Genomic DNA, 15,057 nt, shown 5'->3' on the forward strand with positions numbered 1-15,057 from the left:
TTCCCCTCAGGTCGGCGGCGTGCCGTTGAGGTCGAGCACGTGGCCCGCGAGATAGAGCGACCCCGTGATCAGGATACGCGGCGGGACCTCATAGGCAAGCCGCGCGATGCCGGCGAGCGCCGACGCGACGCCATCGGCGATCTCGACCCGCATGCCGAGCGTGCGGGCGGCGGCGGCCAGATCAGCCGGTGCCATCGCCTTGCTCTCGTTCGGAATCGGCACGACGATGATGTGGCGCGTCAGGCCGGCGAAGTTGGCCAGGAAGCCCGCGGCATCCTTGTTGCCCATCATGCCGACGATGACGACGAGCTGCCGCGACACGCGCTCCTCGAGGTCGCCGATCGCGGCCGCGACGACGCGACCGCCCTCGGCGTTGTGGCCGCCGTCGAGCCAGATCTCCGCGCCTTGCGGCGCGATCGCGGTGAGCGCGCCGTTCGACAGCCGCTGCATGCGCGCCGGCCATTCGGCGCCGACGATGCCGTCCTCGAACGCCTTGGTGGTGAGCTTGAAATGATCGACCGCCCGCAAGGTCGCGATCGCCAGGCCCGCATTGTCGAACTGATGCCGGCCGAACAGTTTGGGTGCCGGAAGATCGAGGAGACCGCGATCGTCCTGATAGACCAGCCGGTTGCGCTCGACATTGACGTGCCAGCTCTCACCGGCCGCAAACAGCGGCGCGCGCTGGCGCCTGGCCTCGCGCTCGATCACGGCCATGGCATCGGGCTCCTGCGCCGCCGAGATCACCGGGCAGCCACGCTTGATGATGGCGGCCTTCTCGGCCGCGATCAGCGCGCGGGTGTCGCCGAGGAACTCCATGTGGTCCATGCTGATCGGCGTCAGCACGGAGGCCGCGACCTGCTCGACAACATTGGTGGAATCGAGCCGGCCGCCGAGACCGACTTCGAGCAGCACCGCATCGGCTGGATGCCTTGCGAACAGCACGAAGGCCGCGACGGTCTTGACCTCGAAGAAGGTGATCGGCGCGCCGGCGTTGACCCGCTCGCACTCCAAGAGCGCGGAGATCAGCTCATCGTCCTCGACCAGGACACCACCGCCGACCTGGCCGAGCCGATAGCTCTCGTTGATGCGCACCAGCCAGGGCGAGGTGAAGACGTGGACGCGCAGCCCCGCGGCCTCGAGCATCGCGCGCAAATATGCGACCGTGGAGCCCTTGCCGTTGGTGCCCGCGACATGGATGACCGGCGGCAGCTTGCGCTCGGGATGACCGAGCTGCGCCAGCAGCCGGTGCATGCGCTCCAGCCCGAGCGAGATCCGGCTCGAATGCAACACAGAAAGCCGCGTGATCAGCTCGTCGAGCGACGGTCTTGGCTGGGCGGCAGAATCGTTCACGCGCTCGTTGCGACCGCCGGCGCTTCCGCGGTTTCGGCGGGCTTGGCCGGCGGCGGCAGCTGCGGCGCGGGCTTGGCGTGTTCAACGGCCGGCGCCTTGGTCAGCAATCGGCACAGCCGCGCCAGCGTCGGGCGCAGGTCATGACGGTGCACGACCATGTCGACCATGCCGTGGTCGAGCAGGTATTCAGCGCGCTGGAAACCTTCGGGCAGCTTCTCGCGAATGGTCTGCTCGATCACCCGGGCGCCGGCGAACCCGATCAGCGCGCCGGGCTCGGCAATGTGGACGTCGCCGAGCATCGCGTAGGACGCGGTGACGCCGCCGGTGGTCGGATTGGTCTGCACGACGATGTAGGGCAGCTTGGCCTCGCGCAGCATCTGCACGGCCACGGTCGTGCGCGGCATCTGCATCAGGGACAGGATGCCTTCCTGCATGCGCGCGCCACCGGAGGCCGCGAATACGATGAACGGCGACTTCTTCTCGACCGCGAGTTCGAGCCCGCGCACGATGGCTTCACCCGCGGCCATGCCGAGCGAACCGCCCATGAAATCGAAATCCTGCACGGCGATGACGACGCCCATGCCTTCCAGCTTGCCGAAGCCGACCTTCACCGCATCGTTCATGCCGGTCCGCGCCCGCGCATCCTTGATGCGGTCGGCATAGCGGCGCTCGTCACGGAATTTCAGCGGGTCGGGCGTGACCTCGGGCAGCGCGACGTCGAACCAGGTCTCGTTGTCGAACATCGACTTCAGCCGCGCCACGGCGCCCATGCGCATGTGGTAGTTGGAGCCGGGAATGACGAACTGGTTGGCCTCGACGTCCTTGTAGAACACGAGCTGTCCGGAATCCGGACACTTGATCCAGAGGTTCTCCGGCGTCTCACGGCGCAGGATGTTGCGGATCTTCGGCCGGACCACATTGGTAAGCCAGTTCATGTGTCGCTCCGTGTTGCGGTCGCCCGGATATATGGCGGGACGGCGGGGTCACGGCAAGACGGCCGCGACGTCTGGTCGAATAGTGGTTGACGGCCTATTCCGCGGCCTGTTGCGCCCCGTGCACGCCCCTTGCCAGCGCAGCGGCCAGGTCGGCAACGGCGCTCACGGTCTTGGCCGTCGCGCGTCCCTCGGCATCGAGGCTGGCGCGGAGCGCGTCGACCAGGGCGGTGCCGACCACGGCACCGTCGGCATTGGCGGCGATGGCGCGGGCGGTCTCCGGTGTCCGGATGCCGAAGCCGACGCAGACAGGCAGCGCCGTATGCCGCTTGATCCGGGCCACGGCGGCACCGACGGCGGACGAATCCGCCGCCGCCGCGCCGGTGATGCCGGTGATCGAGACGTAGTAGACGAAGCCCGAGGTGTTCGCGAGCACCGCCGGCAGCCGCTTGTCATCGGTCGTCGGCGTCGCCAGCCGGATGAAATTCAGCCCCGCCTTCAGCGCGGGAATGCACAGCTCGCTGTCTTCCTCCGGTGGCAGGTCGACGATGATCAGGCCGTCGACGCCGGCGCTCTTCGCATCATCGAGGAACTTGTCGACGCCGTAGATGTAGATCGGGTTGTAGTAGCCCATCAGCACGATCGGCGTCGCCGCGTCGCCCTCGCGGAAGCTGCGCACGAGCTGCAGCGTCTTCCTCAAGGTCATGCCGGCCTTGAGCGCGCGCAGACCCGCCGCCTGGATCGACGGGCCATCGGCCATCGGATCGGTGAACGGCATGCCGATCTCGATGATGTCAGCGCCAGCCTGCGGCAGCGACTTGACGATCGCGAGCGAGGTTTCAGGATCAGGGTCGCCTGACATCACGAAGGTGACGAACGCCGAGCGGCCTTCTTGCTTCAATTGCGCGAAGCGCGCATCCATCCGGCTGGTCACGATGCCTTCGCCCTTCCTCGCAAGATGTCGCCCACCTGCGGCACGTCCTTGTCGCCGCGGCCGGACATGTTGACCACCATCAGATGGTCCTTCGACTTCTTCGGCGCGAGCTCCATCACCTTGGCGATCGCGTGCGCGGGCTCCAGCGCCGGAATGATGCCCTCGAGCCGCGACAGCAGCTGGAACGCCGCCAGCGCCTCCTCATCGGTCGCCGACAAATAGTTCACGCGACCGACCTCGTGCAGCCAGGAATGCTCCGGCCCGATGCCGGGATAATCGAGACCGGCCGAGATCGAATGCGCCTCCTCGATCTGCCCGTCCTCGTCCATGAGCAGATAGGTGCGGTTGCCGTGCAGCACGCCGGGGCGGCCGCCGGCGATCGAGGCGGCGTGCAGATGCGTCAGGCCATGGCCCGCCGCTTCCACGCCATAGATATCGACCGAGGGATCATCGAGGAACGGATGGAACAGGCCCATCGCATTGGAGCCGCCGCCGATGCACGCGATCAGCGAGTCCGGGAGCCGGCCCTCAGCCTCTTGCATCTGCGTGCGGGTCTCGTTGCCGATCACCGACTGGAAGTCGCGCACCATCATCGGATAGGGGTGCGGACCGGCGACCGTGCCGATGCAGTAGAACGTGTTGTGGACGTTGGTGACCCAGTCACGCAACGCCTCGTTCATCGCATCCTTCAGGGTCTTGGCGCCGGACTGCACGGGCACCACCTTGGCGCCGAGCATCTCCATGCGGATCACGTTCGGCTGCTGCCGCTCGACGTCGACCGCGCCCATGTAGACGACGCAATCGAGCCCGAAACGCGCGCACAGCGTGGCGGTCGCAACGCCGTGCTGGCCGGCACCGGTCTCGGCGATGATGCGCTTCTTGCCCATGCGGCGCGCGACCATGATCTGGCCAAGCACGTTGTTGACCTTGTGCGAGCCGGTGTGGTTCAGCTCCTCGCGCTTGAAGTAGATCTTGGCGCCGCCGAGATGCTCGGTCAGGCGCTCAGCGTAATACAGCGGCGAGGGCCGGCCGACATAGTTCTTCAGGTAGCCGTTCATCTCGGCATGGAATGCCGGATCCGCCTTGGCCTCCGCATAGGCCTTTTCCAGATCGAGGATCAGCGGCATCAGGGTTTCGGCGACGAAGCGGCCGCCGAAGATGCCGAAGTGACCGCGGTCATCCGGACCGCTGCGGTAGGAATTGGGAATGGCTGTCGTCATTGAACGCTCAACTCTTCAGCGGCCCGCGCCGCGCGAATGAAATCCCGGATCATGTCGCAATCCTTCACACCCGGCGCCCGCTCGACGCCAGATGACACGTCGACGCCGCCCGCGCGGGTGATCCGCACGGCCTCCGCGACGTTGTCGGCGCTCAGACCGCCGGAGACCATGAACGGGCGATCGAGCTTCACGCCCTGTAGCAGACGCCAATCGAAGGTGGCACCGAGGCCGCCGGGACGGGTCGCCTCCTTGGGCGCCCGCGCATCGAACAGGATGCGGTCGCACACGTCGGCATAGCCCGCCAACGGCGCGAGATCGGCGTCGGTCGCGACCGGAATGGCCTTCATGATGGGTAGGCCGAAGCGCTGCTTGAGGTCGCGGACGCGCGCGATGCTTTCGCGGCCATGCAACTGCAGGAGATCAGGCCGCAGCGTCTCGACGATGTTTTCGATCATCGCGTCGTCGGCATCGACGGTCAGCGCCACCTTGAGCGCGCGCCCCCTGACGTCACGACCCAGCTCACGCGCGGCCGTCAGGCCGACATGGCGTGGGGACGGCGGAAAGAACACGAAGCCCACCATGTCGGCGCCCGCGTCGAGCGCCGCAGCGAGGGTGTCGGGCGTGGTCAGGCCGCAGATTTTGACGAGCAGGGACATCAATGAACAACGCACGTCCGGGCGGAAAGGATCACCAGAAGCCGGCGGCTTCCAGGGCCGCCGAGCTTTCGCGCCTTCTACAACGCGACGCCCTGCTTGTCTCGCCCATAAGGGGCGAAAAGCCGCGCCGGCGCAGCTGGAACCAGAGATTGCGCAGAGCCCTGTTTTGCACGCGCCGCGGCGCTCAACTGCGCCACCTGCGCGCGGGCCGCTTCGGCATCGGCCTGATGGCGGCGCGCGGCCCGCCGCCAGCGGCGCTGGCCGATCCAGGTGGCACAGCCACCCGCGATCACGCCCAGGATCGCGACGGCGATGATCAAGGCGAACAGCGGGACCGACGCCGAGAGCGCCGGATCAGTCGCGTTGAAGGGATCAAACGATACGGTAACGAAATGCCGATTGGCGACCGCGAAGATGACGAACAGCACCAGCAGCGGAAGGACGACCACGACAGTGAAGAATTTTCGCATGCGCTCGCTCGTGTCAGTCAGGCCGGATTCGCCTCGAGATCAGCCGCAGACGATTAGCACGGCCGGCGCGAGATGCTTCAATCGTCGGCGTCGTCAGCCGCGGCGCCGGCGGGATTGTCCCGGTTCAGCCGCTCGCGCATTTCCTTGCCCGTTTTGAAGAACGGGACACTTTTCTGGTCCACCGGGACATGAGCTCCGGTCCGTGGGTTGCGCCCGGCGCGGGCCGGCCGATGCTTGACCGAGAAGGCGCCGAAGCCGCGCAACTCGACGCGGTCACCGCGGGCGAGCGCCGCGACGATCTCATCGAGGATCGCATTGACGATGTTCTCGACATCCCGCTGGTAGAGATGCGGGTTGTGCTCGGCGATACGCTGAACAAGCTCGGATTTGATCATCGAGAAAATGTACCCGGGGAGACAGGTCCCATTTCCGTGAAAATATGCTGGACTGTCAAGACGCTAAATCATTCATCGCGGCCGTGAATCGGGGTGCGAGGCCCGGTACGGGGTCTCGCCACGGCACACGCGAAGCGGGAAGATTGCCCTGGGAATGGTCTTTGCGGGTTCAATTGCCCGGCGCGGGCGTCCAGAGCGCGAGCATGCCGTCGAGACCGATCCGGTCCACCGCCTGGACCACGCCGGTGCGCTCGATCTGGCGGGCGATTCCGGAGAGGCCGACGGCGTCGAGCGCGATCGAGGTGGCCGTTCGCAGGAAGGTGAGATCGCCGAACCGCGGCGTGAGCTTGTAGTCGCGCACCGGAAGGTCCTTCTTGACGTTCTTGTTGGCGACGAGCCAAGCGACCGCGGTCTTCTCGTCGCCGAGCTCGTCGATCAGCTTCAGCTCGATCGCCTGCCTGCCGGTGAAGACGCGGCCATCGGCCACCTTCTCCAACTGCTCATCGTTCATGGCGCGGCGGTCCTTCACCAGTCCGCGGAACCAGGCATAGGAATCCTTGACCAGGGCGTCGAGCGCCGCACGCGCTTCCGGGCTGGTCGGCTCGTAGCCGTTGGGGGCGGCCTTCAGCGGCGAGGATTTGACCTCCTCGATCTTCACGCCGACCGTCTTCAACAGCTCGCCGACATTGGGATATTGAAACAGCACGCCGATCGAGCCGACCAGCGAACTCTGCTGCGCGACGATGTGGTCGGCAGCGATCGCGCCGATGTAGCCGCCGGACGCCGCGAGGCCTTCCACGACGACGACCAGCGGCTTCTTCGCCTTCAGCCGGACCAGCGAATCGTAGAGCTGCTCGGAGCCGGCGGTGGTGCCGCCCGGCGAATTGATGTGAACGATGACGGCTTCGGCCGAGGAGTTTTCGAGCCGCTCCAGCGCCTCGACGCGCTCATGGTCGCTGCGGATCAGGCCCTCGATATTGACGCGGGCGATCGAGCCGGAGGTCGAGAGCACGGTGCGGCCGCGCGGCGACATGGCGAGACCGATGGCGGACAGAGCCGCAATCGCAATCAGCACCGCGACGACGCGCCAGAACGTCAGCTTGCGGCGCAGCCTGCGGCGATCGACGATCACATCCGAATCAAGCGACATGGACAGCTCCTGGAAGTCTCGGCGCGTTTTGCATCCGCAGCCTGAATATCTCGTTATCCGATTACATCAATCGCGGCGCAATATGAAGAAAGGAAGGCCCGCGGCGAGGCCGGATCCGCGCGGCCGGCACGCGCATCCTTGCCTCGCTGGAACAAAAAAGCCCCGGCTTGCGCCGGGGCTTTGATCTGATCGCAGGACGCGAAGGCTTACTTCGAGTCGCGGTTCTTGAGCGCGGTGCCGAGAATGTCGCCCAGCGTGGCGCCCGAATCGGACGAGCCGTACTGCGCGATGGCTTCCTTCTCTTCTGCGACTTCCAGCGCCTTGATCGACACCTGCACCTTGCGGGCCTTCTTGTCGAACTGGATCACGCGGGCATCGACCTTCTCACCGACGGCGAACCGCTCGGTGCGCTGGTCGTTGCGATCGCGCGCCAGCTCGGAGCGCTTGATGAAGGTGGTGAAGTCGGTGCCGGTGATCTTGACGTCGATGCCGCCGTCCTTGACGTCGAGCACCTCGCAAGTGACGACCGCGCCCTTCTTGACATCGCCCGGCTCGGCGAAGGGATCGCCTTCGAGCTGCTTGATGCCGAGCGAGATGCGCTCCTTCTCCACGTCGACGTCGAGCACCACGGCCTTGACCATGTCGCCCTTCTTGTAGTTGTCGATGACCTGCTCGCCCGGCAGCTTCCAGTCGAGATCCGACAGATGGACCATGCCGTCGACGTCGCCTTCGAGACCCAGGAACAAGCCGAACTCGGTCTTGTTCTTGACCTCGCCCTCGACCACCGAACCCGTCGGATGCTTCTCGACGAAGACCTCCCACGGATTGCGCATGGTCTGCTTGAGGCCGAGCGAGATGCGGCGCTTGACGCTGTCGACCTCGAGCACCTGCACTTCGACCTCCTGCGAGGTCGACACGATCTTGCCGGGGTGCATGTTCTTCTTGGTCCACGACATCTCGGAGACGTGGATCAGGCCTTCGATGCCCGGCTCGAGCTCGACGAACGCGCCGTAGTCGGTGATGTTGGTGACGCGACCGTGGAAGCGGGCCTGCAGCGGGTACTTGGCCTCGATGCCCTGCCACGGATCGTCCAAGAGCTGCTTCATGCCCAGCGAGATGCGGTGCGTCTCGTGGTTGATCTTGATGATCTTGACCTTGACCGTCTGACCGATGCTGAGCACCTCGGTCGGATGGTTGACACGGCGCCAGGCGATGTCGGTGACGTGCAGCAGGCCGTCGATGCCGCCGAGGTCGACGAACGCACCGTAATCGGTGATGTTCTTGACGACGCCGTCGATGACCTGACCCTCTTCGAGGTTCTGCACCAGCTCCTGGCGCTGCTCGGCGCGGGTCTCTTCCAGCACGGTGCGGCGCGACACGACGATGTTGCCGCGGCGGCGGTCCATCTTGAGGATCTGGAACGGCTGCGAGTTGTTCATCAGCGGCGCGACGTCGCGGATCGGACGGATGTCGACCTGCGAGCGCGGCAGGAAGGCCACGGCACCGTCGAGGTCGACGGTGAAGCCGCCCTTGACCTGGTTGAAGATGACGCCGTTGACCTTTTCGTTGTTCTGGAACGCCTTCTCGAGCTTGCCCCAGCTCTCTTCGCGGCGCGCCTTGTCGCGCGACAGCACCGCTTCGCCGAGTGCGTTCTCGATGCGATCGAGGAACACTTCGACCTCGTCGCCGACTTTCAATTCACTGTCACGGCCGGGCCCGGCGAATTCGCGCAGCGCCACGCGGCCTTCGGTCTTCAGGCCGACGTCGATGACGGCCATGTCCTTCTCGATCGCAACAACCTTGCCCTTGACGACAGAGCTTTCCTGCAGGTTGCCCTTCGTGAAGGACTCGTCCAGCATCGCGGCGAAATCATCGCGGCTGGGATTGTAGGAAGAAGCAGAGGTACTCGAAGCCATTTGTTCTCCAGATGCGGACATTCTCGCCAGCTTGGGTTGATCGGCGCATCGAATGGACAGTGCCTGGAGGTCCACAAATCCCCAGACGTCCGCGCGCCGCGCTATAAGCGCAAACGACGCGGGCCGGCAGTGCCTGCACATGCGATACGTATGAAGTGCGTCCGGATGATCGGACTCGATTGAACCGCAATCGAGCTATCGACGGTCAAGGGCGGGAGCGGGCATTCCTCCAATGACGCCGGCGGAAATCAAACCCGCTGGCGGCCCGCTCGAACGGCCTCGACGATATCGATGGCGGCCCGGACGCCGCCTTCTATATCCAAATGGGAGTTGTCAAGCAAGTAAGCATCCGGGGCTTGTTTTAAAGGCGCGACGGCCCGGTTCTGGTCACGCTCGTCGCGCGCCAGGATGTCGGCCAGAATGGCAGCCTCATCGGCCGGTTCCCCACGTGAAAGCGCCTCGAGGGTGCGACGATGCGCCCGGATGCGGGGATCGGCGACGACGTAGATCTTCACCTCGGCGTCCGGGCAGATCACGGTTCCGATGTCGCGGCCGTCGAGCACGGCACCGGGCGGCCGGCTTGCGAACTGGCGCTGGAAAGCCACCAGCGCTTCGCGCACTTTCGGCAACGCCGATACCACCGAGGCCGCGGACCCGACCTGGTGCGACCTCAGCGCCGGATTGTCGAAGCTCGAGGGATCCAGGCTCATGGCGACGTCCGCCGCCCGCGCCTCGTCCTTGAGGTCGATGCCGGCGGTCAGTAGCGCATGCGCGACCGCCCGGTAGATCACGCCCGTATCCAGATGCCTGAGGCCGTAATGCGCCGCGAGACGCTTGGCCAGGGTGCCCTTGCCCGAGGCCGCCGGGCCGTCGATGGCGATGATCATGCGAAATCCGCGCCCGCCTTGCACATCAGCGGGATGAAATCGGGGAAGCTGGTGGCGATGAAGGCGGTGTCGTCGACCCTGACCGGCTTGTCGGAGGCGAGACCCATCACCAGGGCGGACATCGCGATGCGGTGGTCCATGTGGGTCGCGACGATGCCGCCGCCCGGCACGTGACCGCGGCCCTCGACGATCAGATCGTCGCCGGTGATCTCGACCTTGACGCCGTTGACACGCAGCATCGCCGCGGTGGCCTCCAGCCGGTCGGATTCCTTGACGCGCAGCTCATGCAGGCCGCGCATGATGGTCGTGCCCTCGGCATAGGCGGCGGCGACGGCCAAGACGAGATATTCGTCGATCATCGACGGCGCCCGCTCGGGCGGCACCACGACGCCGCGCAGCTTCGAGGCGCGCACGCGCAGGCGGGCCATCGGCTCGCCGGCATCGCCGCGGACGTCGTCCTCCTCGATCGAGGCGCCCATCTCGCGCAAGGTCGTGAACAGGCCGGTGCGCAGCGGGTTGGTCATCACGTCCGACAGCACGAGGTCCGAGCCGTCGACGATCAGCGCGGCGACCAGCGGGAACGCGGCCGAGGACGGGTCGGCGGGAACGATCACTGGCGCACCACGCAGCTCCGGCTGGCCGGTCAGTGCGACGCGGCGGCCATGAGACCCTTCCGGCGTGGTCACGATCTCCGCGCCGAAATGCTTCAGCATCAGCTCGGTGTGGTCGCGGCTGGCCTCCTGCTCGATCACGGTGGTCACACCGGGCGCGGCGAGGCCCGCGAGCAGCACCGCCGACTTGATCTGGGCCGAAGCCACCGGCGTACGGTACTCGATCGGCACCGGGTTGCCGGCGCCCTGCAGGGTTAACGGAAGCTTGCCGCCCTCGGCGCTGGCGGTCACCTTCGCCCCCATCAGCACCAGCGGGTCGAGGATGCGCCGCATCGGACGGCTGCGCAGCGAGGCATCACCGTCGAAAACGGCCGTGATCGGGCAACCGGCCACGGCGCCCATCACCAGCCTGCAGCCGGTGCCGGAGTTGCCGAAATCCAGCGGCGCGCTCGGCTGGGCGAAGCCGCCCACCCCGACGCCACGGACGGTCCACGCGAAATCGCCGGTGCGCTCGACCTTGGCACCCAGGGATCGCATCGATTTGGCGGTGTTGAGGACGTCCTCGCCCTCGAGCAGGCCGGAAATCCGGGTCTCACCGACCGACAGCGCCCCCAGGATCAGCGCCCGGTGCGAGATCGACTTGTCGCCAGGCACGCGAATCGTGCCCGAGAGGGGCCCTGAGGCGCGTGATTCCAGGGGAGTCGGGGCGATTGACGTGCTCACGGCGGGATCCTCGTGTTTCGGACGCGGCAGGTATCACAGCCCCCGCCCTCCGTCACGAGCGGTGATTTTCCCGTTGACAGCGCTATTGACAGCGGCGCGGCAACTAGCCAAGTGAGACACCGCTTTTCAGACATTGCCAGGACGCCTGCACGTGGCCAAATCCGAGCTCGGAACCAAACGCATTTGCCCGACGACGGGCAAAAAGTTCTACGACCTCAACAAGAACCCGGTGATTTCGCCCTACACCGGCGAGGTCGTGCCGATTGCGCCGATCGCGCCCACCCGCGCCATGCGCGGCGAGGCTGCGCGCGCTGCTGCGGCGGCCGACGTGGTCGAGCCCGCGGAGGCCGAGGAGCTGGTGCCGCTCGAGGAGGCCGACGCCGAGGAGAGCTCCGGCAAGGTCAAGGCCGTCGTTCCCGAATCGGAGGACGACATCGAGATCGACGAGACGCTCGACGACGACGAGGATGACGACTCGACCTTCATCGCCGACGAGGAAGAAGGCGACGAGGACGTGACCGACATCATCGGTGATGTCGGCGGCGACGAAGAATAATCGTCGAAGACACTTGAGATCAGCCGCGAACTGTGGTTCACGGTGCTCCCCGGCGGTCACCCAGACCGCCGGCTCGGTTCAGGGGCCATAGCTCAGCTGGGAGAGCGCTTGCATGGCATGCAAGAGGTCGGCGGTTCGATCCCGCCTGGCTCCACCAGCCTTCGCTCGCTTCGCGAGCTTCGGCTCGGCAAGCCACCCCAATCTGCCAGTTGCGCGAAGTGAGCGAAGGCTGTCGCGCCGTAGTCTGGACGCCGAAGCCCCCTTGGGCGGAGGCGGGAAGACGAAGGCGGACTTGGGCTCCGGGCGATAATGCTCTCTCCCCATCGCTTCGCGAGCTTCGGCTCGGCAAGCCACCCCAAACTCTCAGTTGCGCGAAGCGAGTGAAGGCTGTCGCGCCGTAGCCTGGACGCCGTAGCCCTCTTGGGCGGAGGCGGGAAGGCGAAGGCGGACTAGGCTCCGGGCCATGATGCCCCTTCATCAGTCGACTGAGCAGTTCAGCCCATCCAAGCTCTGGACGCCACGCAGCACGACCTGCCACATTCGCGCCCGTGAAGGGTCGAGGGCGGCCTGCGATGAAGTTCGTTTACATCCTGGAAAGTCTCAACGGCGAGCATTTCTACGCAGGCATCACCGACGACGTTCCGGCCCGCGTCACGAAGCACAATGCCGGTGAAGTCCCGCACACATCGAAGTTTCGGCCTTGGCGGCTCAAGACCTACGTTGCCTTCAGCGATGTGAAGCAGGCATTTGCCTTCGAGAAATATCTCAAGTCGGGTTCAGGCCGGGCTTTCGCGAAGAAGCGCCTTTAGAGCCCCCTCACCCCTCCACAACCGCATCGAGCCGCTCCCGCAGCCGCACCAGCTTGCCGTGCAGGTCGGCCAGCTCGGCGATCGAGCAGCCCGTCGCATCCAGGATCGCGGGCGGCACGATCGACCTTGCCTTGTCGCGCAGGCCCGCGCCCTGGGCGGTGAGGGTGACGATCACCTGACGCTCGTCCTCCGCCGACCGGGTCCGCTTGATCAGGTGCGTAGCCTCCATCCGCTTCAGCAGCGGCGTCAGCGTGCCAGAGTCGAGGAACAGCCGCGCGCCGATGTCCTTCACCGTCAAGCCGTCCTGCTCCCACAGCACCAGCATGACCAGATATTGCGGATAGGTCAGGCCAAGGCGGTCGAGCAGGGGCTTGTAGACGCGGTTGAAGGCGTGCGCGGTCGAATAGACTGCGAAGCAGAGCTGGTTGCCGAGCTGGAGCGGCAGGTCTGCCGCGGACTTCTTTCGCATCGAGGTCACCACAGGTCGATCCTATCGGCATCTTGAGCCCGCACGCCTCGGATCGACAACGGGCCCGGCGCACCGATCACGAATTTTCTACCGAACAATTATATGGTACACAATCTAATTGTGTGCAATATGGCCGCGCTGAATTCGTCCATCCAACCAGGAGACACCCATGTCCGTGAACGTGCTCTACAAGACCAGCGCCAAGGCCACCGGCGGCCGCGACGGCGAAGCCGCTACCCTCGACGGCTCGCTCAAGGTCAAGCTTTCCACCCCGAAGGAGCTCGGCGGCGGCGGCGGTGCCGGCAACAATCCGGAGCAGTTGTTTGCGGCCGGCTACGCAGCCTGCTTCATCGGCGCGATGAAGTTCGTCGGCTCGCAGGGCGGCCCCAAGGTTCCCGCCGACACGTCGGTGACCTCGACGGTCGGCATCGGCCCGCGCTCCGAAGGCGGCTTCGGCATCACCGTCGAGCTCGCAGTGTCGCTGCCCGGACTCGCCAAGGCCGACGCCGAAGCGCTGGTCGCCAAGGCGCACGAGGTGTGCCCCTATTCCAACGCCACGCGCGGCAATGTCGACGTCAAGCTGAGCGTCGTCTGAGCTTCAATTCCGTCATGCGGCAGGACGGCCTCCGTTGTCCTGCCGCATGGCAGCCCCCGTTTGCGCCGCCGCCGCAGCAATGCTTAATGATCGCGAGCTGAAACCAACCTCGCGACATCCGATGACACCCCAATTTGCTCCCGGCGCCATGGCCGGCCTGCGCGTGATCGATCTGACGCGCGTGCTCGGCGGCCCCTATTGCACGCAGATCCTGGCCGATCACGGCGCCGACGTGATCAAGGTCGAGCCGCCGGCCGGCGACGAGGTGCGTGACTGGGGTCCGCCCTTCCACGATGAGGACGCCGCCTATTTCGTCGGGATCAACCGCAACAAGCGCTCGATCGGCCTCGATCTCGCCTCAGAGGGCGGCCGCGCCGTGCTGATGCGGATGCTCGAGACGGCCGACGTGCTGATCGAGAACTTCAAGCCTGGCACCTTGGAGAAATGGGGCATCGGCAGCGACACGCTGCGCGAGACATTCCCCAAGCTGGTGCACTGCCGCATCTGCGGCTTCGGCGCGGATGGCCCGCGCGGCGGCAATCCCGGCTACGACGCGATCATCCAGGCGATGACCGGCATGATCGCGGCGACCGGTTCGCCGCAGAGCGGACCGATGCGGATCGGCGTGCCGCTGGTCGACATCACCACCGGACTCTATGCCGCGATCGGCATCCTGATGGCGCTGTCGGAGCGGCAGCGCTCGGGCATCGGTCAGTTCCTCGAGGTCACGCTGTATGAGACCGGTCTCGCGATCATGCATCCGCATACCGCAAACTACTTCATGCATGGCAAGCCGCCGTCGCTGACCGGCAACGAGCACCCGAACCTCGTTCCGTATGCGATCTTCGCGACCAAGACCGACGATATCTTCATCGGCGTCGGCAATGACGGCACCTTCCGCAAGCTCGCCAAGGAGATCGGCCGCCCCGAACTCGGCACCGATCCGCGCTTCGCCCGCAACAAGGATCGCGTCGCCAATCGCGAGGCGCTGCGCGCCGAGCTTGCCGCCGTGTTCAGCCAGTTCGAGGCGGAGCCGCTGTGCGACCGGCTGCTCGCGGCCGGTCTGCCGGCAGGACCCGTGCAGAAGATCGACCAGGCGCTGACCAATCCGCACACGATCTACCGCGGCGATGTCATCGAGAAGGACTGGTACAAGGGCGTCGCGTCGCCGATCCGGCTCGAACGCACCAAGCCGAGCCTGCGCTCCACCCCGCCGAAGTTCAGTCAGCACGCGCAGGAGGTGCTGACCGAGTTCGGTTACACGCCGAGCGAGATCGAGGCGCTGCTGTCCCAGGGCACGGTGTGCGCCGAGCGCAAGCGCTGAGGCGCCATCAGCCTGTCGTCTCTCACCGCCAGCGCCGGCCGGGGCATCGCCCCGGCGCGG

The 15,057-nt window shown here is 66.1% G+C and carries 16 protein-coding genes and 1 tRNA gene; 5 read left to right on the plus strand and 12 right to left on the minus strand.

The features are described from left to right. Positions 1-6: 6 nt before the first annotated feature. The 11 genes from QX048_RS13250 to aroA form a co-directional block, all read right to left on the minus strand. On the minus strand, positions 7-1,350 hold the full coding sequence (locus QX048_RS13250) for a folylpolyglutamate synthase/dihydrofolate synthase family protein (protein WP_315750460.1): 1,344 nt from the start codon (positions 1,348-1,350) through the stop codon (positions 7-9). Continuing rightward, complete coding sequence (gene accD, locus QX048_RS13255) at positions 1,347-2,285, minus strand: acetyl-CoA carboxylase, carboxyltransferase subunit beta (protein WP_315716893.1); 939 nt, start codon at positions 2,283-2,285, stop codon at positions 1,347-1,349. Before accD ends, QX048_RS13250 begins: the two co-directional genes overlap by 4 nt. 94 nt (positions 2,286-2,379) lie before the next feature. Beyond that, entirely contained in the window at positions 2,380-3,216 is an 837-nt protein-coding gene (gene trpA / locus QX048_RS13260) for a tryptophan synthase subunit alpha (RefSeq protein WP_315716892.1), read from the minus strand. Beyond that, a complete protein-coding gene (gene trpB / locus QX048_RS13265; RefSeq protein WP_316166371.1) occupies positions 3,213-4,436 on the minus strand; it encodes a tryptophan synthase subunit beta in 1,224 nt (407 codons plus the stop codon). Before trpB ends, trpA begins: the two co-directional genes overlap by 4 nt. Further along, entirely contained in the window at positions 4,433-5,092 is a 660-nt protein-coding gene (locus QX048_RS13270; RefSeq protein ID WP_315716890.1) for a phosphoribosylanthranilate isomerase, read from the minus strand. Before QX048_RS13270 ends, trpB begins: the two co-directional genes overlap by 4 nt. Before the next feature lie 77 nt (positions 5,093-5,169). Next, positions 5,170-5,562 carry a lipopolysaccharide assembly protein LapA domain-containing protein gene (locus QX048_RS13275; protein WP_315716889.1) on the minus strand — a complete coding sequence of 131 codons (393 nt, stop codon included), beginning with the start codon at positions 5,560-5,562 and terminating at the stop codon, positions 5,170-5,172. A 77-nt stretch (positions 5,563-5,639) separates the two neighbouring features. Next, complete coding sequence (locus tag QX048_RS13280; protein ID WP_315716888.1) at positions 5,640-5,957, minus strand: integration host factor subunit beta; 318 nt, start codon at positions 5,955-5,957, stop codon at positions 5,640-5,642. Positions 5,958-6,126: 169 nt separating this feature from the next. Further along, the gene (sppA, locus tag QX048_RS13285; RefSeq protein ID WP_315825664.1) at positions 6,127-7,107 is read right to left on the minus strand and encodes a signal peptide peptidase SppA; all 981 of its coding nucleotides are present in this window, start codon (positions 7,105-7,107) and stop codon (positions 6,127-6,129) included. A 206-nt stretch (positions 7,108-7,313) separates the two neighbouring features. Further along, positions 7,314-9,023 (minus strand): 30S ribosomal protein S1, encoded by a 1,710-nt coding sequence (gene rpsA, locus QX048_RS13290; protein WP_315716886.1) that lies wholly within the window; start codon positions 9,021-9,023, stop codon positions 7,314-7,316. A gap of 248 nt (positions 9,024-9,271) precedes the next feature. After that, entirely contained in the window at positions 9,272-9,910 is a 639-nt protein-coding gene (gene cmk / locus QX048_RS13295) for a (d)CMP kinase (protein WP_316166372.1), read from the minus strand. Next, positions 9,907-11,244 (minus strand): 3-phosphoshikimate 1-carboxyvinyltransferase, encoded by a 1,338-nt coding sequence (gene aroA / locus QX048_RS13300; RefSeq protein ID WP_316170023.1) that lies wholly within the window; start codon positions 11,242-11,244, stop codon positions 9,907-9,909. Before aroA ends, cmk begins: the two co-directional genes overlap by 4 nt. A 151-nt stretch (positions 11,245-11,395) precedes the next feature. Here aroA and QX048_RS13305 point away from each other — a divergent pair, with 151 nt between their 5' ends. From QX048_RS13305 to QX048_RS13315, 3 genes are all read left to right on the plus strand, one after another. Next, positions 11,396-11,800, plus strand: coding sequence for a TIGR02300 family protein (locus QX048_RS13305; protein WP_316170022.1), 405 nt, complete (start codon positions 11,396-11,398; stop codon positions 11,798-11,800). A gap of 81 nt (positions 11,801-11,881) precedes the next feature. Next, positions 11,882-11,957, plus strand: a tRNA-Ala gene (locus QX048_RS13310). Positions 11,958-12,372: 415 nt separating this feature from the next. Next, positions 12,373-12,609 carry a GIY-YIG nuclease family protein gene (locus tag QX048_RS13315; RefSeq protein WP_316166375.1) on the plus strand — a complete coding sequence of 79 codons (237 nt, stop codon included), beginning with the start codon at positions 12,373-12,375 and terminating at the stop codon, positions 12,607-12,609. Positions 12,610-12,616: 7 nt separating this feature from the next. On the opposite strand, the gene QX048_RS13320 is transcribed toward QX048_RS13315, so the two are convergent. Next, positions 12,617-13,078 carry a MarR family transcriptional regulator gene (locus QX048_RS13320; protein WP_315750467.1) on the minus strand — a complete coding sequence of 154 codons (462 nt, stop codon included), beginning with the start codon at positions 13,076-13,078 and terminating at the stop codon, positions 12,617-12,619. A 169-nt stretch (positions 13,079-13,247) separates the two neighbouring features. On the opposite strand from QX048_RS13320, the gene QX048_RS13325 reads away from it, so the two are divergent. Both QX048_RS13325 and QX048_RS13330 read left to right on the plus strand, forming a co-directional pair. Beyond that, complete coding sequence (locus QX048_RS13325) at positions 13,248-13,673, plus strand: organic hydroperoxide resistance protein (protein WP_009026309.1); 426 nt, start codon at positions 13,248-13,250, stop codon at positions 13,671-13,673. 121 nt (positions 13,674-13,794) lie between these two features. Continuing rightward, positions 13,795-14,997, plus strand: a complete 1,203-nt coding sequence (locus tag QX048_RS13330; protein WP_315825665.1) for a CaiB/BaiF CoA-transferase family protein — start codon at positions 13,795-13,797, stop codon at positions 14,995-14,997. Positions 14,998-15,057: the final 60 nt, after the last annotated feature.

It is taken from the genome of Bradyrhizobium sp. SZCCHNS30572, assembly GCF_032484415.1.
Classification (GTDB): domain Bacteria; phylum Pseudomonadota; class Alphaproteobacteria; order Rhizobiales; family Xanthobacteraceae; genus Bradyrhizobium.